General features: G+C 35.6%; 17 protein-coding genes, 1 tRNA gene and 4 pseudogenes. 8 read left to right on the top strand and 14 right to left on the bottom strand.

What is annotated here, in order from left to right; translation table 11 throughout:
• Positions 1-9: 9 nt before the first annotated feature.
• The 6 genes and pseudogenes from OPR43_RS06625 to OPR43_RS06585 all read right to left on the bottom strand — a co-directional run bounded on the left by OPR43_RS06625 (position 10) and on the right by OPR43_RS06585 (position 5,909).
• On the bottom strand, positions 10-390 hold the full coding sequence (locus tag OPR43_RS06625; RefSeq protein ID WP_265034616.1) for a hypothetical protein: 381 nt from the start codon (positions 388-390) through the stop codon (positions 10-12).
• A gap of 100 nt (positions 391-490) precedes the next feature.
• A complete protein-coding gene (locus OPR43_RS06620; RefSeq protein WP_265034615.1) occupies positions 491-2,125 on the bottom strand; it encodes a ribonuclease J in 1,635 nt (544 codons plus the stop codon).
• A 208-nt stretch (positions 2,126-2,333) separates the two neighbouring features.
• A complete protein-coding gene (gene dnaJ / locus OPR43_RS06615) occupies positions 2,334-3,452 on the bottom strand; it encodes a molecular chaperone DnaJ (protein WP_265034614.1) in 1,119 nt (372 codons plus the stop codon).
• Positions 3,453-3,534: 82 nt separating this feature from the next.
• A tRNA-Arg gene (locus OPR43_RS06610) sits at positions 3,535-3,612 on the bottom strand.
• A gap of 239 nt (positions 3,613-3,851) precedes the next feature.
• Positions 3,852-4,910: pseudogene (locus OPR43_RS08545) on the bottom strand (IS3 family transposase).
• 163 nt (positions 4,911-5,073) lie between these two features.
• Positions 5,074-5,909 (bottom strand): annotated as a pseudogene (locus OPR43_RS06585) (IS5 family transposase).
• Positions 5,910-5,970: 61 nt separating this feature from the next.
• Here OPR43_RS06585 and OPR43_RS06580 point away from each other — a divergent pair.
• The 4 genes and pseudogenes from OPR43_RS06580 to OPR43_RS06565 form a co-directional block, all read left to right on the top strand.
• Positions 5,971-6,695, top strand: a pseudogene (locus tag OPR43_RS06580) (IS4 family transposase); the annotation flags it as partial.
• Between the two features lie 360 nt (positions 6,696-7,055).
• A complete protein-coding gene (gene uvrA / locus OPR43_RS06575) occupies positions 7,056-9,851 on the top strand; it encodes an excinuclease ABC subunit UvrA (RefSeq protein ID WP_265034610.1) in 2,796 nt (931 codons plus the stop codon).
• 54 nt (positions 9,852-9,905) lie between these two features.
• Complete coding sequence (locus OPR43_RS06570; RefSeq protein WP_265034609.1) at positions 9,906-10,553, top strand: hypothetical protein; 648 nt, start codon at positions 9,906-9,908, stop codon at positions 10,551-10,553.
• 121 nt (positions 10,554-10,674) lie between these two features.
• Positions 10,675-11,409, top strand: coding sequence for a ComF family protein (locus OPR43_RS06565; RefSeq protein ID WP_265026435.1), 735 nt, complete (start codon positions 10,675-10,677; stop codon positions 11,407-11,409).
• Here OPR43_RS06565 and murE read toward each other — a convergent pair.
• From murE to OPR43_RS06540, 5 genes and pseudogenes are all read right to left on the bottom strand, one after another.
• Positions 11,391-12,938, bottom strand: coding sequence for a UDP-N-acetylmuramoyl-L-alanyl-D-glutamate--2,6-diaminopimelate ligase (murE, locus tag OPR43_RS06560; protein ID WP_265035694.1), 1,548 nt, complete (start codon positions 12,936-12,938; stop codon positions 11,391-11,393). The two genes, OPR43_RS06565 and murE, sit on opposite strands and share 19 nt — an antisense overlap.
• Positions 12,913-14,146 (bottom strand): annotated as a pseudogene (metC, locus tag OPR43_RS06555) (cystathionine beta-lyase). Before metC ends, murE begins: the two are co-directional and overlap by 26 nt.
• Before the next feature lie 7 nt (positions 14,147-14,153).
• Positions 14,154-14,438: a BolA family protein gene (locus OPR43_RS06550; RefSeq protein ID WP_265034607.1), complete on the bottom strand. Its 285-nt coding sequence runs from the start codon at positions 14,436-14,438 to the stop codon at positions 14,154-14,156.
• Between the two features lie 70 nt (positions 14,439-14,508).
• Complete coding sequence (dnaK, locus tag OPR43_RS06545; protein ID WP_265034606.1) at positions 14,509-16,431, bottom strand: molecular chaperone DnaK; 1,923 nt, start codon at positions 16,429-16,431, stop codon at positions 14,509-14,511.
• Positions 16,432-16,518: 87 nt separating this feature from the next.
• Positions 16,519-18,282, bottom strand: a complete 1,764-nt coding sequence (locus tag OPR43_RS06540; RefSeq protein ID WP_265034605.1) for an Rne/Rng family ribonuclease — start codon at positions 18,280-18,282, stop codon at positions 16,519-16,521.
• Positions 18,283-18,431: 149 nt separating this feature from the next.
• Here OPR43_RS06540 and rpmG point away from each other — a divergent pair, with 149 nt between their 5' ends.
• Both rpmG and OPR43_RS06530 read left to right on the top strand, forming a co-directional pair.
• A complete protein-coding gene (gene rpmG / locus OPR43_RS06535) occupies positions 18,432-18,632 on the top strand; it encodes a 50S ribosomal protein L33 (RefSeq protein ID WP_265026429.1) in 201 nt (66 codons plus the stop codon).
• A gap of 25 nt (positions 18,633-18,657) precedes the next feature.
• On the top strand, positions 18,658-18,933 hold the full coding sequence (locus OPR43_RS06530; RefSeq protein ID WP_265026428.1) for a helix-turn-helix domain-containing protein: 276 nt from the start codon (positions 18,658-18,660) through the stop codon (positions 18,931-18,933).
• A gap of 12 nt (positions 18,934-18,945) precedes the next feature.
• Here the strand turns inward: OPR43_RS06530 and OPR43_RS06525 are convergent, their stop codons facing one another.
• From OPR43_RS06525 to OPR43_RS06515, 3 genes are all read right to left on the bottom strand, one after another.
• On the bottom strand, positions 18,946-19,089 hold the full coding sequence (locus OPR43_RS06525) for a hypothetical protein (protein WP_174515970.1): 144 nt from the start codon (positions 19,087-19,089) through the stop codon (positions 18,946-18,948).
• A gap of 77 nt (positions 19,090-19,166) precedes the next feature.
• Positions 19,167-19,343, bottom strand: a complete 177-nt coding sequence (locus tag OPR43_RS06520) for a hypothetical protein (protein ID WP_265034604.1) — start codon at positions 19,341-19,343, stop codon at positions 19,167-19,169.
• A complete protein-coding gene (locus OPR43_RS06515) occupies positions 19,333-20,214 on the bottom strand; it encodes a zinc ABC transporter substrate-binding protein (protein WP_265034603.1) in 882 nt (293 codons plus the stop codon). The genes OPR43_RS06520 and OPR43_RS06515 overlap by 11 nt, the downstream gene beginning before the upstream one ends.
• Here OPR43_RS06515 and OPR43_RS06510 point away from each other — a divergent pair.
• Positions 20,206-20,946, top strand: a complete 741-nt coding sequence (locus OPR43_RS06510) for a metal ABC transporter ATP-binding protein (RefSeq protein WP_265026426.1) — start codon at positions 20,206-20,208, stop codon at positions 20,944-20,946. The two genes, OPR43_RS06515 and OPR43_RS06510, sit on opposite strands and share 9 nt — an antisense overlap.
• Complete coding sequence (ubiB, locus tag OPR43_RS06505) at positions 20,943-22,373, top strand: 2-polyprenylphenol 6-hydroxylase (RefSeq protein ID WP_265034602.1); 1,431 nt, start codon at positions 20,943-20,945, stop codon at positions 22,371-22,373. Before OPR43_RS06510 ends, ubiB begins: the two co-directional genes overlap by 4 nt.
• The last annotated feature ends 119 nt before the right edge of the window (positions 22,374-22,492 follow it).

Raw genomic sequence — 22,492 nt, 5'->3', positions numbered from 1 at the left:
TGCTCTCTATCATCCCAGCAAACGTTTACTTTTGAAGGTAAACTGCACAACAAACGACGTCATGAAAGTAGCTGATACACAACTGTTCGAACTTCTCGTGTTACAGTAGGTGACATTAACCTCTGATGTCATCCCAGTGCTTGACACTGGAATCCAGTTTTCTGGCAATTTCATCGACAATGTTGTATAGTGCGCTTGTTTACAATCAATTTTGCTGGATCCCAGTGTCAAGCACTGGGATGACACCTTTGTGTTTGAGGTAAAATCGGCTAACACACTGCCTCTGCGAACAAATGTTCGTACAGCTGTGTATCGGAGCACTGGGATGACACCATTACCGGCAGGGATTGCTCTAAAATCACAACGTTCATACAGTTGTGTGCTTGACACTGATTTTTTTTATGGATTCCAGCATTGCATGCTGAAATAACATCAAAGAATACATTGTTAACTTCTTACTCAAATAATGGTTAATAAAAGAGGTATATTTCTATACCTGTTCTATCTGGACTTCAATTATAGGTCTTTTTAGTAAATATTCCTTTAAGATACTAAATATTGAACTTTCAATCTTATTTCTTATTTTTTTTGTCGGCTGTAAACTAAACGCTGACTCAACCTTCTCTATGATCCTTTGCATAATAGCTGCATCTTCTGGCGCTTCGAAAACACCAGGTGCAAATACTTTTGGTTTAGCAAGCAATTTATTTTTCTTGTTTACAACTGCTGTCACTACAATAGCTCCAGCATCTCTCATTTTCTTACGCATTTTTATAACACTGCACTCCGGATGACGTAGCAACATACCATCAATACCAAAGTAGTCAACATCGATTGAATCAACTTTTTCTCCGTTCTCCAAATTAACAATATCACCTGGTGCAATCATTATTGCTTTTGCCACACCGCACTCTTTAGCAAATTTTACATGTGCATGCGTGTGAATATATTCGCCGTGAACTGGAATAGACATCTTCGGTTTTATTAAAGAATACATTTCCTTTAGCTCTTCTCTTGTTGGATGCCCAGAAGCATGAACATGCTCTGTTTTTTCAGTAACAACTTCTACCCCCATCTCAATAAAGGCATTGAGCATGTTGTGCGCACGAGTTTCATTTCCAGGAATGATTTTTGACGAAAAAATCATGGTATCACCTTGCTGCATTTTAAATGCTTGATGACTCTTAGCAGCAAGTCTTGCGGTAGCTGCCAGTGGCTCACCTTGACAACCTGTGCAAAGTAGCACCAGTTTTTCCCTTGGAAAATTTACTGCTTCCTTTGCTTCTAGAAACTCAGGAGAATCAGTTAAATAACCACTATCTTGCGCAACTTTCACTATTCTCCATAAAGATCTACCAAGTAAAACTACTTTTCTATTTAGTACTTTTGCAGCTTGGCTTATCGTTTCAATTCGTGCCACATTTGAAGCAAATAGCGAAACAGCAACTAATTTTTTAGACCGCTTTATTATGTTATAAATATTATTATAAATTTCACCTTCTGACTCAGGGTGATGCTTGCTTAATATATTGGTTGAATCGCAAATTGCTGCAAGCAGATTACCTTTATCGCCAATTTCTTTTAAACGCTCCATATTGGAAGTTAATCCAACAACAGGTTTTGGATCGAATTTCCAGTCTCCAGTATGAAGTGCACTACCCATTTCAGTGCTAATTAATATTGAATTTGCCTCAGGAATTGAATGAGTTACATTTATAAACTCAACGGTAAAAGGACCCAAATTTATGCTGCCATTTATGTCTACCTCTTTCACAGGTACCACACCTTCCAATCGAAACTCCTTTAGTTTCTCCTTGAGAAAATTAACCGTAAACTTTGTTGTATATATGGGGCACTGCAATTCTTCCCACAAGTGGGGCACTGCACCGCAGTGGTCCTCATGTGCATGTGTAATTATTATTCCAAGTAAATCTTTTTTTCTTTGAGCAATAAAATCTACATCAGCAATGAGCAGCTCAACACCTGGCATAGTTTCATCTGCAAAACCGATACCAAGGTCGATCATAATCCACTTGCCTTGGTAATGATATAGGCTAACATTCATCCCGATTCTTCCTACTCCTCCAAGAGGAAGAAATAAAAACTCATTTTTGTTTATATTCATTAAATTTAAATTATTAAAACCTGAGAATAGCAAAACTTCGACCTTAAATAAAGAAATTTATTGCTTTTACATAGTTTTAAGGAACTGAGAAGTCTCTGTTGGCTAATAATAACACTATTGTTAAGTTTTCCATTAATAAGATCAAAGAATTGCAGGATTAAATGAAAACCCGTAAACAGTTACCCCTTCATGTCATTTAGCAGATTTCTTATTTTTTTTTTACTTTACTAAAAAACCCTTCAGATTGCTGTTGTACACTTGCATTTTCCTCTTCTTCAAGCGCTTTTAATAGCTCAATTTGCTTTTTAGTTAAATTCTTTGGATTTAAAGTCTCAACTATTACCTGTACATACAAATCACCACGAACATGTGAGTTCATATATTGCATACCCTTCTCCTTACAACGTAACTTGGTACCAGTTTGAGTGCTCTCTGGAACTTTTACTTTTATTTTAGCTCCATCAATTGATTGTACATCGATTTCACCACCAAGCACTGCTAGTGTCATCCTTATAGGCACTTTACAGTGTAAATCTGCTTTATTTCGAGTAAAGATTTTATGGGGAACTATTTTCACGTATACGTATAAATCTCCACTTTTTCCACCTCTTGCTCCAGCTTCTCCTTTACCACTTACCCTTACCTTAGCTCCTTCTTCTATGCCTTTTGGAATTGAAACGGATATATTTACTTCATCTCTTCTACGTCCACTTCCACCACATTTCTTACATTTATTTCGTATTATTTCTCCTTCCCCATAGCATGTAGTACATGTTCTTTCGATGGTAAAAAAGCCTTGTTGAGTTCTAATCCTACCGCTTCCCTGGCATGTGTGGCACTGAACTGGTTTAATTGCTCCTTCGCCACCTGTGCCTTGGCATGTATCACATTTTACATTTGTCACATAATGTATAGGCGCTTGTATTCCTTTAAATGCATCTTCCAAGGTAATTTCAAGATCATAACGTAGGTCTGCTCCAGATACTCCTGTTGTACTTCTTTTTGCTCTCGATCTACTTGCACCACCACCGAATCCTCCACCAAAGAAGTCATTGAATATGTCGCTAAAATCTCCTGCAGAGCTGAAGCCTTGAAATCCACCAGAAGCACCTTCGTGGCCATAACGATCATAGCCTGCCCTTTTCTCAGAGTCAGATAGAACTTCATATGCAGCTGTTACTTCTTTAAATTTTTCCTCTGCTTCTTGATTGCCAGGATTTCTATCAGGATGATATTTTAACGCTAATTTTTTATACGCTTTTTTTATCTCATCAATACTGGCATTTCTGCCTACTTCCAACAGATCATAGTAGTCTTTTTTGCTCATATATAATAGTTTAGTGTTTAACCTTTAAAGATAGGTATTGCATATATTAATTTCAAGTGTGACTTCTGTTTCCTATAAAATGTGGTGCACCCTGAGCGACTTGAACGCCCGACCTTTTGATCCGTAGTCAAATGCTCTAATCCAACTGAGCTAAGGGTGCTCTCATAAAGTTAACTTTAGCAGATTTTGTAGCTTGATTCAATTAATTTGGTTAAAAATAAAACTGTTAATTTTTATCACGCGTGAAACCCGCAAAAAATTGCATTTGCTTTCTTAAGAATCATTTTATGGTCAAGCCCACAACTATACGAACATTTGCTTTTGTTAAGTACAACAAATGGTCAGCGCGTGACTGTGGCCCTACCCAGAAAAAGTAGAGAGAAAGTTAAGAGAATTTTGTCATGAAAATGATGAATCAAAAAGTTCAGGAATGCAATAGTTAATAGTAGAATGACGTCGTTGTTTATTATAAAAAATTTCTATATACTCAAATATGGCAGTTCTGGTTTGTTGTGCAGAGTGTTGCGAAGTATCAATAAGTAACTCCCTCTTAAGTGAACTAAAAAAGCCCTCCGCAACGGCATTATCGTAACAACAACCTTTGTGACTCATGCTAGATATGACACTTTTTGTATCCAATAGATATTGATAATTTTTTGAAGTATATTGTGACCCTTGATCGCTATGTAACAGTAGATCTTTAGCGGGTTTGCGCTTATTAACAGCCATCAACAAAGCATCTACAACTAGTTGTTTAGCCATTGTATGACTCATTAACTACCATGCGTGAGAATTATTGCTGCCAACAACCTTCCTTGGTTTTTATATAAGTAATCCCATACTTTATTTGGTTGCTCAGTGATAAAATTTTGATCTAATATATTAGGAGCAATAACCATATTATTTGGTTGTTTTTTAGTTTTAAATCTTCGTCTAAGTTTGGCTATAATGTCATTTTCCTGCATAACATTTTGCACTGTTTTGATGTTATAATTTTTGCCTAAAGCTTTTATGGATTTTAGGGCTATGTTGTGATGCTTTTTTGAATATCTCCTAGAAGCTCTTCTCTTGCTAATTCTTTATTGTTTTTTTCCTTAGCAACCCATTTATAATAACCACAAGCAGATACATCTAAAAACCTGCATAATTCCTGTATTTTATAGCAGTTTCTATGTTCTTTTATAAAAGAATATTTTACTCTTTTTGGTTGGCCAGGGCTTTTTTTAAAATGTCTCTCTCTCGTTACTCTTGCTAGTTCTTTCTTCAAATCAAACCTTTCTTTGTCATAAGGAGCCAATTTTCCTTTGCCTGGCTGCTCCAGACATTTTTTCATTATATTTTCTTGCTTAACAAATCGCCACTTATACCCAGATCCCTTGCTATTTTTGCTGATGGTTCTTTTACTAGTTTTATAGCTTCCAATTTAAACTCTGTTGTATATTCTCTTCTATTTGTCATATTACACCTCTTTGAAAAAACGTTTTATTTTACTTCAAAATCGTCTTAACTTTCTCTCTACTTTTTCTCCTATGATTGTTGTCCAATAAAAAATTCAAATTTTGTGAAATCTTTAAAAACCCAGTCATTTTTAAGAGTATAGAAAATAGTTGTAAGAGCCTGTTCATAATCTTTTAAGGAGTAAAGCAGTGAAAGCAAGAACGACCATTTGCAGGCTAGTGTTGAGTTTCCGCTCACAATTTTTCCACAATCTTCTACATTTTTCTAACCAAGCAAAAGAGCGCTCCACAACCCATCTTTTGGGCAACACAACAAAGGAATGTAATTCATTTCTTTTTACCACTTCAACGTTTGCACCAATAATCGTTTTTATTTGAGTTGCAAAATTCTCTCCAGTATAGCCTGCATCAACAATCGTTTTTATTTGAGTTGCAAAATTCTCTCCAGTATAGCCTGCATCAACCAGTACATTTTTTACTCTCGAGAGGTTTTCTTTTGCATTTTCGACCATTCTCACAGCACTGCTACGGTCAGTTATCTCTGCTGTCGTTATATAAATTGCATGCTTGCGTATCTACTGCAATATGGCGTTTTATTCCTGAAATCTTTTTGCCTGCATCATAGCCTTTTTCTTCAGCAGTATCTGCATTTTTTACACTTTGTGCATCAATTATGCAGAAGCTGGTTTTTTCTTTCCGACCATTGTTTTGTCGGACCACGCCAACTATTTTTTTTTAACACCAGCTCCAGAACACTTTCTTTATCTGCATCTGGTTTTTCACTCCACTTCTTAAAATAGTCGTAACAATTGCACCATTTTGGAAACTCTTTTGGTAGCATTCTCCACTGACAACCGCTTTTCAGAACGTATAACACTCCACAAAATACATCATATAAATCAAGTGTTCTTGGTTTTGTCTTCTTTCTGCAAGATTCCAGATCTGCTACAATAATCTCAAACTTTTCTCGACTTATGTCACTTGGGTATAAACTCCTCATATATCCTCATTTATATACACTATCTCTTAGTTTATTCCTTTCTTGAGATCATGTACAGGCTCTAAGAGGAAATCAAAACAGAACAGTAAACAAGAAGTCGACTTATTCTGAAAAAGGTGGTAAAAGATTGTGGGATTTGATGAATCGCATGTCTTGTCAAGGAGAAATTCAAGTCTGCTCGCGATAATAAACCTCAAAGAACAGCAGTTTTAGAAGTAAAGTTTAGTAACTTTGTGATAAATGCATCAAAAAATAACGCTAGACGTAAAACCCAGAAACTTCCTAATTTAAATTTAAATGCTGTCTATGTTATAGAAAAATATCCCCCATTTGGCGAAGAGCCTATGAACTGGATTTTATTGACAAATATAAATATTAATAATTTTGAAGAAGCAGTAGAAAAAATACAATGGTATTGCTTAAGATGGAGAATAGAGGTTTTTCATAAAATTTTGAAATCCGGTCTTAAAGTTGAAGAATGTAGGCTCCAAACAGCAGATAGATTAATCCGCTTTCTTACAATTATGAGTATAATTGCATGGAGAATATTCTTTATCACATTGGTAGCTAGCAAACCTTTCTTGTACTGTCATACTGACTGATGATGAATGGAAGGTTTTGTATACCAAAATGCTTAAGACAAAAAACTATCCTGTGACCCCACCACCTATAAGAGAAACCGTGAGGTGGGTGGCCAAATTAGGAGGGTTCTTAGCCCGCAAAAATGACTTAGCTATAGCTCTGTGGAAGGGATGGAAACGTCTCTTTGATTTAGCAGAAGGATGAAGACTTGCTCATGAATTCTATACTTGTGGGTAATAGTAAGGTTCGGAGAGGGGCTGTTGGAAAAGTACTTAACAAGTAACTCGCTGGCTGCCCACTCTACCACAAGTCCGGTTTTGAAGTCGAGTGGGGAGAGGTGACTTTCCTCACTTAGACGACTGTGCTTGACACTGGAATGACAAGAAAAGTGGCGCTGAAATGATATCGTTTACTATGTAACATCGTATCATATTAAAATGTTCGTACAGTTAACGGTTTGCACTAGCTATAGCCACCTTATTCTCCGTAATAGTTAAAAAATCAGTAGAAAGTTACTGTAAGTTTATGTATCTTGAGGTTATGATTGTTAAAAATACGTGATGTATGGACAATTTCATCAGAGTTAAGGGCGCAAAGGAACATAATCTGCAAGGTGTAGATGTCAATATACCGAAAAATAAGCTAGTTGTTATAACTGGGCTAAGTGGTTCTGGCAAGTCTAGCCTCGCTTTTGATACAATTTATGCGGAAGGCCAACGCCGGTACGTTGAAAGCCTATCAGCTTACGCGCGTCAATTTCTCAACATTCAGGATAAACCAGATGTTGAGTCGATTACAGGTCTCTCTCCTGCAATATCTATCAACCAGAAATCGATCTCAAAAAATCCAAGGTCAACAGTTGGAACTGTTACCGAAATTTACGATTACTTGCGCTTAGTATATGCACGAATAGGAGTTCCTTATTCACCTGCAACTCAATTGCCAATAACAAAACAAACGGTGTCTCAAATTGTAGATACTATAATTGCGTTACCTTTAGAAACTAAAATATATATACTTGCCCCTGTTGTGCGTGGTAGAAAGGGAGAACATCTCAAAGAGATATTGGAAATTAAAAGACAAGGTTACGTAAGGTTCAAAATAGATGGTGAAGTGTACAATGTAGATGACTTGCCTAAACTCGATAAGAACAAGAAACACGACATTTTTGTGGTTGCAGATAGAATATCAATATTGGGCGATATAGGAAATCGACTGCCAAGTAGTATAGAATCCGCACTAAAACTTGGTAATGGTCTAATGTATGTAGAAGTAGTAAACCTACCTGACAACCATAATTCTGAGTATAACAATGGCCAAATTCTGACTTTTTCAGAGAATTTTGCATGCCCCGAGTCTGGTTTCACTCTTGAGGAAATAGAACCAAGATTATTTTCTTTTAACAGCCCTTACGGTGCATGCGGTTCATGTAATGGGCTTGGTAAAAAGCTGGCTGTTGATGTAAAACTGATAGTGCCAGATGAAACTCTTTCAATATCTGAGGGTGCTTTAAAGCCAGTAGGGCAGGCAGCACGCCAAATGCACACAAGTTATGGATTTCTAAAAAGTGCAATTCTATCACTGGTTGAAAATTGTAAATTTAGCCTTGATGTTCCGTGGAAGAACATAGATCAAGAAGTAAAAGATATGATACTCTTTGGCTCTGATAAATTTCAAGGTTTGGTCAGTATCCTAGAACGTCAGATGGATTATGATGAAACGCTTGTTGAGCGATATTGCTCTGTCACTCACTGTAAGGAATGCACTGGCTATAGATTAAAAAAAGAAGCGCTTACAGTAAAAATTGATAGCAAACATATAGGTGAAATATCAGGGCTCAGCATCGATGAATCCCTTAAGTGGTTTGAAAATTTGCCAGACAAGCTCACAGAACAACAGAAGCAAATCTCAAGTAAAATATTAAATGAAATAATCAAGAGGCTAGCATTTTTAAAGAATGTAGGGTTGAATTACCTAACGCTTGATCGAGAATCTAGCACTCTCTCTGGCGGCGAGAGTCAGAGGATCAGACTTGCTTCACAAATTGGCTCTGGTTTAACAGGAGTGCTGTACGTGCTTGATGAACCTTCGATAGGCCTTCATCAATGCGATAATGATCGGTTAATTGCTACACTGAAAAACTTGAGAGACATGGGTAACACTGTAATCGTTGTTGAGCATGATGAAGATACAATAATGGCTGCTGATTATGCGATTGATATTGGTCCTGGAGCTGGCGTAAATGGTGGAAAAGTTGTTGCAGAAGGAACACCAGACCAGGTGCAAAGAAATTCAGGGAGCATAACAGGGCAATATTTGAGTGGAGAGAAAAAAATTTTAATTCCAAGGAGAAGAAAGCAAGCAACTCAGTTCATAAAAGTAATAAATGCATGTGAAAATAACTTAAAAAATGTGAACGTTAAATTTCCTATAGGGAATCTTATTTGTGTTACTGGAATATCAGGAGGGGGAAAATCAAGTTTAGTCATAGAAACGTTATATAAATATTCAGCACATAAGATACATCATTCGTCTGCAAAGTATGGCCAATGCGATAAGATAGAAGGTCTTGAATATATAGATAAAATTATAGAAGTTGATCAGTCGCCAATTGGTAGAACTCCGGCGTCAAATCCAGCAACATATGTTGGTATGTTCACTCATATAAGAAATTGGTTTGCAGGTCTTTCGGAGTCAAAAGCAAGGGGATATAATATAGGCCGGTTTTCATTTAATACCAGAGGGGGAAGGTGTGAGGCTTGTAAAGGTGATGGGCACTTAAAGATAGAGATGCATTTTCTACCGGACGTTTATGTGAAGTGTGAGCAGTGTAAAGGGCGAAGGTATAATCGGGAAACATTGGAAGTTACTTATAAAGAAAAATCAATCTCTGATGTGCTTGATATGACGATAGATCAGGCTTGTGATTTTTTTGAAAACCTTCCAATGGTAAAAGAAAAGTTGGTTTCTTTGCAGGAAGTAGGGCTTGGCTATATAAAACTCGGACAGTCGTCAACAACGTTGTCTGGGGGTGAAGCACAACGAATAAAGCTGTCCAAAGAGCTATCAAAACGATTTACTGGAAGAACATTGTATATTCTTGATGAGCCAACAACTGGATTACACTTTGAAGATATAAATAACTTACTAAAAATACTCCATAGATTAGTCGATCTGGGAAACACTGTTATAGTTATCGAGCACAATTTGCATGTTATAAAAACTGCAGATTATATAATAGACATCGGACCAGAGGGCGGAATAAAAGGCGGAGAAGTGATTGCTACTGGAACTCCAGAAGAAGTGGCAAAAACTCCAGAAAGTGTTACAGGCAGGTATCTTAAAACGTATTTATTATAAACTATTTCTTAATTATATTAGGCTACGTTGCATATTTATGATTTGGAGATGAGAATGTCAGTATATCAATATTTTAAAAGGTATGCTAAATATGGAATTGTGCCTGCTAAGGAAGTAAAAAATCACACACCAGTTCCAGAGAATAGTTTCTATAAATCTGTACGTTACGTTGATAATGTGCTAGGACCTGTGAAAGATGTAATTTGTGGCGTTGAGAGTAAAGACAATTATAACAAGTATTATCAGGATAATGATAAATGTGAATACGTGGGCCACAGAGCAGAGGGAGTGTATTCATTGTGTACACTGGGTGCTGTTTTAGCAGCCAACATAATATTGCAACCTTTATTTTTGATAGTGGCATGTTTGTCATACTTTCCAGTCAAGTTATTGTCAAAAATAACAGGGGACTATTGTTTTAAAACGGATACAAAATCATTCGTTAATTATTCAAACATATTTTTAGAAATGGGGCAAGATTGTGCTAATGCAGTAGCTAGAGTATTTAACAAGATTGTAAGTTATGCTTGCGCTGCTATCATTTGGGCTGCCGCGTCAATCATAACGCCACTTGTGTGGGCTTGTGACAAAGTGCAAAGTAAGTTGAGTGAAGTACAGAAGCCAGAAAAACATCAGCTTTTATCTAATCGGAGTGATTCGGAGACTACTTTAGTCAATGGTATACCGCAAACTGAGTTATAAGTTCTGCTTTTTCAGCAGTGGCTCAGTTTGAATTACATTGAGATGAAATAAAAAGTGAAAGAGTGTAAGCACAAGTTACTTTAGCTATACTATATAAATTTTATAATATATTTAATGAATTGTGAACCTTCTCTTACTAAAAAAAGCTACAAATCTCATATTTCCAAACGTATGCGTAAGTTGCGAGTGTATCATTGATGAAAATCTTAATCTGTGTAGTGAATGCAACAAAAAAATCAATTTTCTAACTAAGCATTACTGCAATGTTTGTGGCGTAGTAATCTCAGACAATATTTATACGTGTGGTAAGTGCATCATCAATCCTCCACCGTTTAAAGTAATAAGATCAGTTTTTGCTTATGATCAACATAGTAAAAACATGATTATAAATTTCAAATTTTTTGATAATTTGAATTACGTAAAAATCTATGCAAAGTGGATACACCAAGCTAATCAGGACACGTTTCAGAACGCAGAGGTCATAATTCCTATACCGTTACATAAAATGCGCTTGTTTAAACGTAAATATAATCAAGCAGCACTGCTTGCAAAAGAGTTGAGTAAGTTGTCCAATTTATCCTATACGCCATTTGCAATAAAACGTCTTCGCCATACTGCGCCTCAAGCTGGTCTTTCACTTAAACAGCGTGAAAAAAACTTAAAGAAGGCTTTTAAAACAAGCAATAAAGAAATTATCAAAAATAAAATCGTGATATTAGTTGACGATGTGGTAACAACCGGAGCAACTGTAAGATCTTGCTCTCAAGAAATTTTAAACTCCGGTGCAAGAGAAGTGAGAGTGCTATCACTTGCAAGAACAGTGAATGATTGTGAAAATCAGTATGTTAAGGCATGATTTTTAATAACCTCAACATCACTGAACTCAAAAGTTTGGCTTCCTACAATTTGGAATTTCTCATGTCCTTTTCCTGCAACCAGCAGAATCATACCTTCGTTATGGGCAATATCTATACCTTTCTCTATAGCTTCTCTTCTATCTTCTATCTCTAGCGCATCAGGGCAATGTAGCAAAATATCGTGGCGAATTTTTGCCGGATCTTCATCACGCGGATTATCATCTGTAATTATTACTTTATCTGCATACATTTGTGCTATTTTGCCCATTTCTGAACGTTTCGTCTGATCGCGATTTCCACCGCATCCAAAAACTAGAATTATTTTTTTGTTGATATGCCATTTTAAAGACAATAGGGCTTGTTTAAGCGCACTTGGAGTATGAGCGTAATCCACGAATGCAAAAGGTTTCACTTTTTCCATTCTTCCTGGTGGAGAAACGAGTTTTTCTACGCATATTTCTCTGTAATTTAATCCAGATATACCAATTGCACATAGCAGATTATATGCTTGAAATTTTCCTAAAACTGGGAAAAATGTATTGTAAATTTGGTTATCAATTTTTACTGTAAGATGTTGACCATTAGGGGTTGATGTTTGCTCTAATAAAGTAATATCAGAGCCTTTTTTTCCATAAGTCACAACTTTATTGCTGCGTTTTTCAGCTATTTTAAGCAATGCGCCGTATTCATCTATATCCGCATTTAAAATCGCTGTTTTTCCTTCTGGTAATACTTCGTAAAATAACCTTTTTTTAGTTTCTAAATATCCACCAAGACTTTTATGGTAATCTAAATGATCTTGCGAGAAATTAGTAAAAGCTGCAGCACTCAACTTTAATCCATGGATTCTGTATTGATCAATCCCATGACTTGATGATTCCAACACTAAGTGTTCTACACTTATACCACGCAATGTTGCGTAAAGGTCTTCTGCACCTGGAGTGGTAAGGCTGTTGCTATTACCTTTTCTGCCATTATTGATGCATGTTCCAAGTGTTCCAATAGACGCAGCATTATAGCCAGAGTTTTGCCAGATCTGGCGGCAAAATTCTACTACTGAAGTTTTACCATTTGTACCAGTTACAGCAGCAACATATTTGGGCTGTTTGAATTGATAAAACCTGCTGACTATTTCGCTGTATATTTCTTGAGGGTTTGGGTGTTCAAGCACTGCAAAGCTCGAAGTATCTGTCATTCCAGTGCGTGACACTGGAATCCAGTTTTTATTATACAATTGCCTAGTGTGCTCATTTGCAATTAAATTTTCTGGATCCCAGTGTCTGGGCACTGGGATGACATCTTTCTTGGCCCCTTGTATCACAACGTCTACACAGTTGTGTACGTAACACTGTGATTCAGTAGGAAGGATATGGATTCCAGTATCGCATGTTGCGTATTCTTTACTCCTTTCTGACACACAAACAAAAAGATAACCTTCCTTGACTCTCTTGGGATTACACGTGACGCCTTTGATTTCAACATCAAAGTTAACATCAATAATGTTATGCAGTAATTCTCTCAGTTTCATCTGCCAGCTTTGATATTCAAACATGGCAGTCTTGCTAGTGCAGCATTTAAATCAGAGATCAAATCCTCAGAATCTTCTAGTCCACAAAATATCCGTATAAAACTTCCACCATAATCTGAATTCATTACAGATCTTGACATAGATCTACGATCTATTGGTAATATTAAACTGTCGCACCCTCCCCAAGAAGCACCGATACTAAAAATTTTCATGTGATCAACCATGCAGCTTAGTTCTTCACATGAATATTCTCTACCCAATACTATACTGAATACGCCGCTTGCTCCTTTAAAGTAACTTTTCCATAATTCATGTTGAGGATGAGAGGGAAGTGCTGGATACAAAACTTTTTTGATTTTTGAATGTTTTTCTAGCCATTTTGCCACTTCCATTGCTGTATTTTGGTGCCTTTTCATACGTGTGTGCAGTGTTCTTAGTCCCCTATGTGCAAGGTAGCAGTCGTGCGATTGAATGGTTACCCCATAATTTTTATGGCTCTCATAAAGCAATTTAAAAGTTTCACCTTCAGCAACCATAGCTCCCATCACTAAATCTGAGTGACCGGCTAGATACTTTGTCACCGCATATAGTGCAACATCAACTCCATAATCAAGCGGCTTAAATAACAAAGGAGTGGCCCATGAATTGTCACAAACGGTCACAATTTTATGTTCCTTAGCAACTTTTACTATATGCTCTATATTCGAAATCTCAAACGTTACAGAACCAGGAGTCTCGATCATTATCAATGAAGTATTACTCTGAATTAAATCAGTTATATCCTGTGTTGGATCATAAAAAGTTACTTCTGTTCCTCTTTTTGGTAGCTCATTTTCTGCAAACCTCCTAAGCCTATAATAACTATTATCTTGAATTAAAACGTGCGAGCCTGCTTTAGCGAAAGTTAGAATAGCAAAAGTAAGTGCAAATAGTCCGGAAGGATAAATAAGCGCTTGTCCACTCCCTTCAATTTCAGCCAGTGCATTTGAAAGATAATGAACAGTAGGAGTACCAACATTACTGTAGCTATAATCCCTTGCAACACCATCGTTGATTACATCGTATATACTTTCTCCATTTGCTGCATTTAAGTAGTCCTTGTAAGTAGGAAATAATATGGTAGAAGAATGATAAACTGGCGGATTCATGGAACCTTTATAGTCATTAAATTTTCTTCCTGCTTTAACTAATATAGACTCTTCCTTCACATTTTTATTATTTATTTTTTAAATTGTACTCATCTTGCATATACAAGTGAAGAGAAATTGCATGTATTAGCTCTATCTCACCCTTCAATAACTCATAAATCAACTTGTGTCTTTTTAGAACGCTCATTCCAATAAAGCCGTCAGATATTAATATTAATTTAATGTGCGAAGGTAATGTTGAAGATGAAGCAAAATAATGATCAGTATGCTTTGCTGATTCATCGATAATGTTGATATCAATTACATCTATCGAATCGCGTATCTTTTCTTCTATTGTTTTAATAATATCCATAATGGTTTCTTTAAGCAACAATATGCTCCTCTTGTCATCTCAGTATCAGCTACTTGGATGACAATCGCAATTACTTATTCTCTTCTTTATTATCTATGTCTTGATAATCAGAATCTACTACTTTTTCCTCTTTATCATTTGGATTTCCTTCTGATGAAAAGCCATTTTCAGCACTATTTTGTTGAGATGTTTGATACATAGCTTCTCCAAGTTTCATAGATAATTGAGAAAGATTAGTGACTTTCTGCTGTATTGAATCAGCGTCATCAATGTTATCAGATTTACTCGCTTCTTTTAGCTCATTCAATGCATTTCCAATAGCAGATTTATCTTCAGATGACACTTTATCACCATACTCTGTCAGAGACTTTTCTGTAGAATGAACTAAACTATCTGCCTGATTCTTCACTTCAATAAATTTCTTACGCTTTTCATCTTCTTGTGCTTTTTCTTCAGCTTCTTTTACCATGCGATTTATTTCATCATCAGATAGACCACCTGAAGATTGAATGCGTATTTTTTGCTCTTTTCCAGTAGCTTTATCTTTTGCAGAAACGTGTGCTATTCCATTTGCATCTATGTCGAATGTTACTTCAATCTGTGGAACTCCACGAGGAGCAGGAGGTATCCCTTCCAAACTAAACTGACCAAGTAGCTTGTTATCAACTGCCAGTTTTCTTTCACCTTGATGCACTTTAATTGTAACAGCTGTTTGATTGTCTTCCGCAGTTGAAAATACCTGAGATTTTTTTGTAGGAATGGTAGTATTACGCTCAATAAGTGGAGTAAACACTCCTCCTAGAGTTTCAATACCAAGAGAAAGTGGAGTCACATCAAGTAGTAACACATCTCTTACATCACCTTGAATGATTCCCGCCTGTATTGCAGCTCCAATTGCTACAACTTCATCAGGATTCACTCCTCTATGTGGATCTTTGCCAAAGAATTCTTTAACTTTCTCTATGACTTTTGGCATACGAGTCATGCCACCAACGAGAACCACTTCGCCAATTTGACTAGCAGACAAACCAGCATCCTCAAGAGCTTTTTTACAAGGAGCCATAGTTCTTTCGATTAAATCATTCACTAAGCTTTCAAGTTTTGCTCTCGTTAATTTCATATTTAAGTGTTTTGGACCACTTGCATCAGCTGTAATAAACGGTAGATTTATTTCCGTTTCCATTGCACTTGATAATTCAATTTTCGCTTTTTCAGCAGCTTCTTTGATTCTTTGCATAGCCATTGGATCATTTTTCAAATCAATGCCATTACTTTTCTTGAATTCATCTAGTAAATAACTCACTATTGCGTTATCAAAGTCTTCACCTCCAAGATGAGTGTCACCATTTGTAGCCTTTACTTCAAAAACCCCTTCACCTATTTCAAGTATTGAGACATCAAATGTACCACCACCAAGGTCATACACCACTATTGTGTGCCCATGTTTCTTATCAAGACCATAAGCAAGCGCTGCGGCAGTCGGTTCATTTACTATTCTGAGTACATTTAATCCGGCTATTTTTCCTGCATCTTTTGTTGCTTGACGTTGAGAGTCGTTGAAGTATGCTGGCACTGTTATCACAGCATCTTTTACTTCCTCTCCAAGATAAGCTTCTGCTGCTTCTTTCATGTTTTGTAGTATAAATGCACCAATTTGGCTAGGAGAGTATTCTTTATTATCAGTGGTTTTAACCCATGCATCACCATTTTTTGCTGCAAACACTTTATACGGCACGTTTAGATTTTTCATTTCAGAATCACCGTATTGACGGCCTATTAATCTCTTAGTAGCAAAAAAGGTATTACTTGCATTGGTGGTTGCTTGCCTTTTTGCTGGAGCACCAATCAATTTTTCTCCTGATGAAGTAAATGCAACTATAGATGGAGTAGTTCTTGCTCCTTCTTTATTCTCTATTACCTTTGTGTCTTTGCCCTGCATTATTGCAACACAGGAATTTGTTGTTCCGAGATCTATACCTATTGCTCTTCCCATAATGAGTACCCCATTGTAAATATTATCTGATATAAGAATATATAAGTATAGGACTTATTAATTACAAGCCCAATTTAGGAGTTCTAATTAGTTATTAGAACTTAAAAGGCGCGAAAGCCACTTAGTCAGCCAAAAATTGCCTCGTAGTTTATTTGAATTATCAGCTTCTTCATTGCTGCTATCCCCAATTTGGTATCCAGAGTTCTGTAATGGCTTATAATCGTTTAAATTAACATCATCTCCTTGTTTTAAAACAAATGTATTTACATCTAAACTGTTATCAATACTGACGTTCAATGTAATATTAAACTCTTTTTCGATTGTAGAAACTGTATTCCGTTTATTATTAAAAATATGCGCTATAACTGCACTGTGCGCTACTAAATCAAAAGACTTATTTCGATTCTTATTAGCAATATGTTGTAAGTCCCTTAGTATCGATGCAACAATTACTTCGTTTGATTTTACTCTTCCAGTACCTTTGCAGTGTAAACACTCTGTAGTATTAATTTCTTGTATGTTTGGTTTGATTCTTTGTCTTGAAAATACCATTAAACCAAAGTCATTTATGTAGCTAAATTGAACCTTAGCTTTATCATCTTTAAACGCTTGCCTTATAGCAGACTCAACAGCTCTGCAATACTGATATTTCAACATATCAATAAAATCGACTACTATTAATCCTGATAGGCCCCTAAGATTCACCTGTCTTGATATTTCAGGTACTGCTTCCATGTTGGTTCTATAAGCTGTTTCTTCTATGCTATCTTCTCCTGTCATCTTTCCTGAATTTACGTCTATTGAAACAAACGCCTCAGTTAAAGTTATTATCAAAGACCCACCAGATGGCAATTCTACTCTATTGCTATATAACTCAGAAATTTGATCTTCAATTCCATAGTAAGTAAAGATCGGAACATAACCTCTATACAATCTATAGCGCAATTTACTACCTTTTAGTGCATTGTTAGCATATTGCCTAACTGCTTCAAAAGCTTCCTTTCCAGACACTATAACTTCTATACCATCGCTACAAAAATCACGAACAGATCTCATAATTACATCTGCTTCGTTGTAAATTAATGATGGAGCGTTTACAGAGAAGGCATTTTTCTGAATGTTCTGCCATAATGAGGATAAGTAATCGTAATCCTGCTCAATTTCTTTCTTACTTTTTCCTGAACCAACAGTTCTTACTATTAAACCTGATCTTTTTGGCAAGTTTATTAAATTTAGTATATCCTTTAACTGCTTTCTGACATTAGCATCTTCAATTCTGCGGGACACTCCACCTTTGCTCATGGAATTTGGCATGAAAACACAGTATCTACCCACTAAAGTTATGTATGTTGTAAATGAAGCTCCTTTATTGCCTCGTTCCTCTTTAGTTAGCTGAACCAATATTTTTTGATTTACTGAAATAACATCTTGTAATTTGTATTTTTTATATAAAGGTACCTCTCTTACAAAACCACTACCTGACTCGTTGACATTCTTACTAGCTGCAGAATCTGAAGAAATATTTGCTGGGGCTTCTTCTGTACAATCGTCATTTGAGTAGCTCTCAAAGATAGTTTCCTTTTCTTTTTCTGGAATATTGAAGTAATCTAGAGATATCTCAGAAAAAGACAAAAAACCTTGCTTATTTTTTCCATATTCAATAAATACGGCTTGCAAAGAAGGCTCTATACGCTTTATATAAGCAACATATATATTACCTCTTAATTGTTTTTTTTCCTTGAATTCTTGTTCAAATTCTACAACCTTATTATTAACTGACAAGGCAACTCTTACCTCATTAGAACAGGTGGAATTTTCTATCAACAATAACCTTTTGCCACTATTTGCCACTTATTTACCGTTTGCTTTTTATTCTGAAGTTAACTTTATGCTACTTAATGCACTGTTGATTGTCAAGAATTTTACGATCTGCATTATTCGGTTGACTTTTAGTGTTTTGCGTAATAAACTCGCATAGAATTTATTATATCATTATAAGTATGACGAAAAAAAATGCTTCTTTGCTTGTTAAGTTAGTCAGCACTGCAATCAAGACAACAAAAACTGGTGAAGAAAAATCAACTGGCTATTTTTATGTAAAAAAGCGTAATCCAAAAAAGCTCACCAGAAAACTGGAGTTTAGGAAGTATGACCCAGTAGTCAGAAGGCATGTGTTATTTAAAGAAGAAAAACTAAAGTAATTTTTTTATAAGGAATTTTATTATTATGCAAAATTTACAATTAAGTTATCCTATAATAGTAGAGTTGGGGGATGTAAAAGATACAAAACTGAAATTAATAAAGATCATTGCACAATTAATAAGTAAGCAGTACACAACACAGAAAAAAGCAGCAAACGCTCTAAAGATTGATCAGCCTAAAGTATCTCAAATCAATAGATCAAGAGTCGAAGGGTTCTCCTTAGAATACTTGCTTAACTTATTGATTGCATTGGGCCAAGACATAAACGTAAGAATAAAGCATAATTCTAAACCTGCATAATATGGTATCCGTTCAGCGGAGTGGCAAAATAAGGTAGACAAGATAAATCAATCCCGGTGTCAAGCACTGGGATGACAAGGTATAAACCTTATCGTCATGCCGCCGCGAACCGTCATACCGCGATTCATTCGCGGTATCTCTAGATCCCGCTAACAAGTAGCGGGATGACGGTTATCAGGCCAGCACCCCTACGATGTCATCCCAGTGCTTGACACTGGGATCCAGGAATTTTATTAAGTTAGTAAGCATAAAAGTAGCCGTTTTATGTTAAAATACAACGTTTTGATGATTATGAAAAAGCTGGATTCCAGTGTCAAGCACTGGAATGACACCATTTGTTGTAAACTCACTTCTTCTTGATTTGTAGAACAATAAAACAGTAAGCTAAAAGGGAGCTTATTACTCAACAAAACAAGACTTAAAATTTTGTGCAATGCTATTGATTATAGCTAGATATGCATCTTTTCCAGGCTCTATGTCTGATCCAATAGGATCAAGAACTACCATTTTTGCGTTATTAGAAAGGGCATTAGGCTTTATGCTATCTTCCTGTGAATGAGCAAATATACATTTAACGTTTTCTTCCTTCATTATCTTTTTTAGCTTCATTAAACTCTTCATACCTATGTAAGAATCCTCTTCTATAGAAAGAATGGCGCTTGGGTGATTTAAACCAAAATATTTTTCAAAATATTGATAAGCATCATGAGTGACGATGTATTTTTGATTTTTAAAATCATTCAGTTCTTTCATGATTTCTTTTACTTCTTGGTCTATTTTTTTTATAGCTTTTGTTGCATTAGAGTTGTATCGATGGGAATTTTCTTTATCTATGTTAGACAATGTTGCACTTATAAAAAGTATCATGCTCTTTGCATTTTCGGGACTCAGCCAAATGTGTAGGTCTTTTTCATCTTGAATATTAGTGATTTTTCTAGAAAATGAATGTGGCCGAGCAGGAAGTAGGTTGATTGCCTTTGACAATTGCACTAGTTCTTTATTATTTTTAGCGAAAGTTTGAACAAACGTCTCTAAGTTATCGTCAGTGTAAAATATGACATCACTTGATTCCAAATTACTCGCATCAGATGGCTTTAATATATAATTATGCGCAGATGTTGCATAGCCAAGCAATTCCGGTTCTAAAATCCCTTCTGTAACAGAAGCCACAAGTGAGTGGATAGGTTTGATTGTAGCTACAACTTTTAAATTGGATGAAAAAGCAATATTATAGTATAGTGTAAATGAAAGTAATAGAAAAAAAGTCAGTAAATGTCTCATATAAACGTTGAGAAGAAGTTAAATTTTGTCAATAAGTTAAATAATGTCAATAATCATGTTCTAAAAATAGAAAATCTTGCTCTCACATATGATGGTAAAAGAATCCTTGACAATATCAATATGTTCATGGAAAGAGGAGACGTAATTACAATACTTGGTCCAAATGGTGGAGGTAAAACCTCTTTAGTGAAAGCAATTGCTGGCATAAATAAAAGCTGTACTGGTAGTATCGTATTTGCTGACAACATAAAAATTGGCTATATGCCGCAAAATTTTAGTGTTAGTAATTTGATGCCAATAACAGTTGAATATTTCCTTTTAAATAGCTCCTTGAAAAGACCAAAGAAAAATCAATCCATTATTACAGAAGCGATAGAGTTGGTTGGTATCGGTAACATTTTGAAGAATCAAGTGTTAGAAATTTCTGCAGGGCAAACACAACTACTACTGCTTGCACGTTGTTTAATCGCAGAGCCTGACTTGATCATTCTAGATGAACCAGTTAGTGCAATGGATATTAACGCACGGGCTAAGTTCTATGATATTATAAGCAAAATAGCAAAAAATCGATTAGTGTCGATTCTTATGACTTCTCATGATCTTAACTCTGCTCTACCATGCTCAGATTACATAATTTGTATAAATAATACTGTCTACTGCCAAGGTAAGCCTGGTGAGATTATGAAGAATAAAACCCTAAATGAAATCTTTAGCAGTTACGCAGCGAAATGATTCAAAATATTTTGCGTCTTCTGCACATAACTACAGTGCTGACGCGTTACAATATATTACCTTATTTACTTCCACCATCAAAGAAATCAATAAATAAGATACAAGGCCATAAACTAAAGCGTGCTCTTGAAAAATTAGGTCCGGTGTTCATTAAGTTTGGGCAGTCTATCTCATCACGTACTGATGTTTTAAATGAGGATATAACAAATAACTTATTATTGATATGTGATAGATTGCCATCGTTTTCACATAAAATAGCAGTTAAAACTATAGAAAGTGAGTTTAATTGTAAATTGAGCGACATTTTTTCAAGCTTTTCTGAAAAGCCAATTGCAGCAGCATCGATTTCTCAGGTGCATAGAGCGGTTACAACTGAGGGTAAAGAAGTTGCTGTGAAGGTTTTAAGGCCAAATATTGAGAAAACATTCTCAAGGGATATAAAGATGCTTTCTTGGCTTGCGGAAATTGCAGAAAAATTTAGCGAACAATCAAAAAGGCTGAAGCCGATTGAATTAGTCAAAACTTTTGCTGAAATTTGCCGATTAGAGTTAGATCTACGTTTTGAAGCTGCTCACTCTTCGGAACTAAAGGAAAACACAAAAAATGACAGAGGTTTTTACGTACCTGAAGTAGATTGGAATAGAATTTCGAAAAAGGTTTTAACATTAGAATGGATAGAAGCAACGCCAATATACGAAGTTGAAAAACTGAATAATCGTAAGCAAATAGCTATCAACCTTATAGAATCGTTTTGTAATCAGGTATACAGGGATTGTTTTTTTCATGCTGATATGCATCCTGGAAATCTAATGGTTGATAGTAATAACAATATTATTGCCCTGGATTGTGGAATCATGGGTAGAATAGATCGTGAGACATGCTATTACGTTATAGAGATACTCAAAGGCTTTTTAAATCGGGATTATGATCACGTTGCAAAAATGCACTTTAAAGCTGGTTACGTTTCATCACAGCATAGAAATTTTGTCACAGCTTGCAGGGCAATAGGTGAACCCATTATTGGGCAGCCTATACAGAAAATTTCATTTGCTAGTTTACTTGCTCAGCTATTAAAAATAACGGGTGATTTTGATATGAAAGTTCAAACACAATTGTTATTGCTGCAGAAAACTATGATTTTACTAGAAGGGACATGTAGAAAGATCTACCCAGAAATCAATATGTGGAAAGTAGTTGAAGCGTGGATAAGCAGTCAACATGAAAGTAAAATAGGGTATAGGGAAAAAATTAGAAGTTCTTATCCCATAAAAACAATCCAAGGGATATTTAGCCTTATAGAAAAATTAAACCTAATAGCTGATAAAAAATTAGAAAACATCCAAGTTAAAAATAAATCAAATGGAAAAGTCTATTTTTTACTGTGGTCTGTAATTATAATTCTAATCGTTAAATTTTTAATTTCTTAAACTATGGGAAAAAACTGCGTCAAACCCAATTTTTAATTCAACTTAATTTTTAATCTGCAGGAGTCGAGTTGAGAATGTCCAATTTTCCACTTTCTTTATAGCATAACATACTTTAGCGC

The sequence above is a fragment of the Wolbachia endosymbiont (group A) of Apoderus coryli genome (assembly GCF_947251615.1).
GTDB lineage: Bacteria > Pseudomonadota > Alphaproteobacteria > Rickettsiales > Anaplasmataceae > Wolbachia.
The sequence above is the reverse complement of the archived record's forward strand: the minus strand, read 5'-3'. Positions and strand labels throughout refer to the sequence as shown.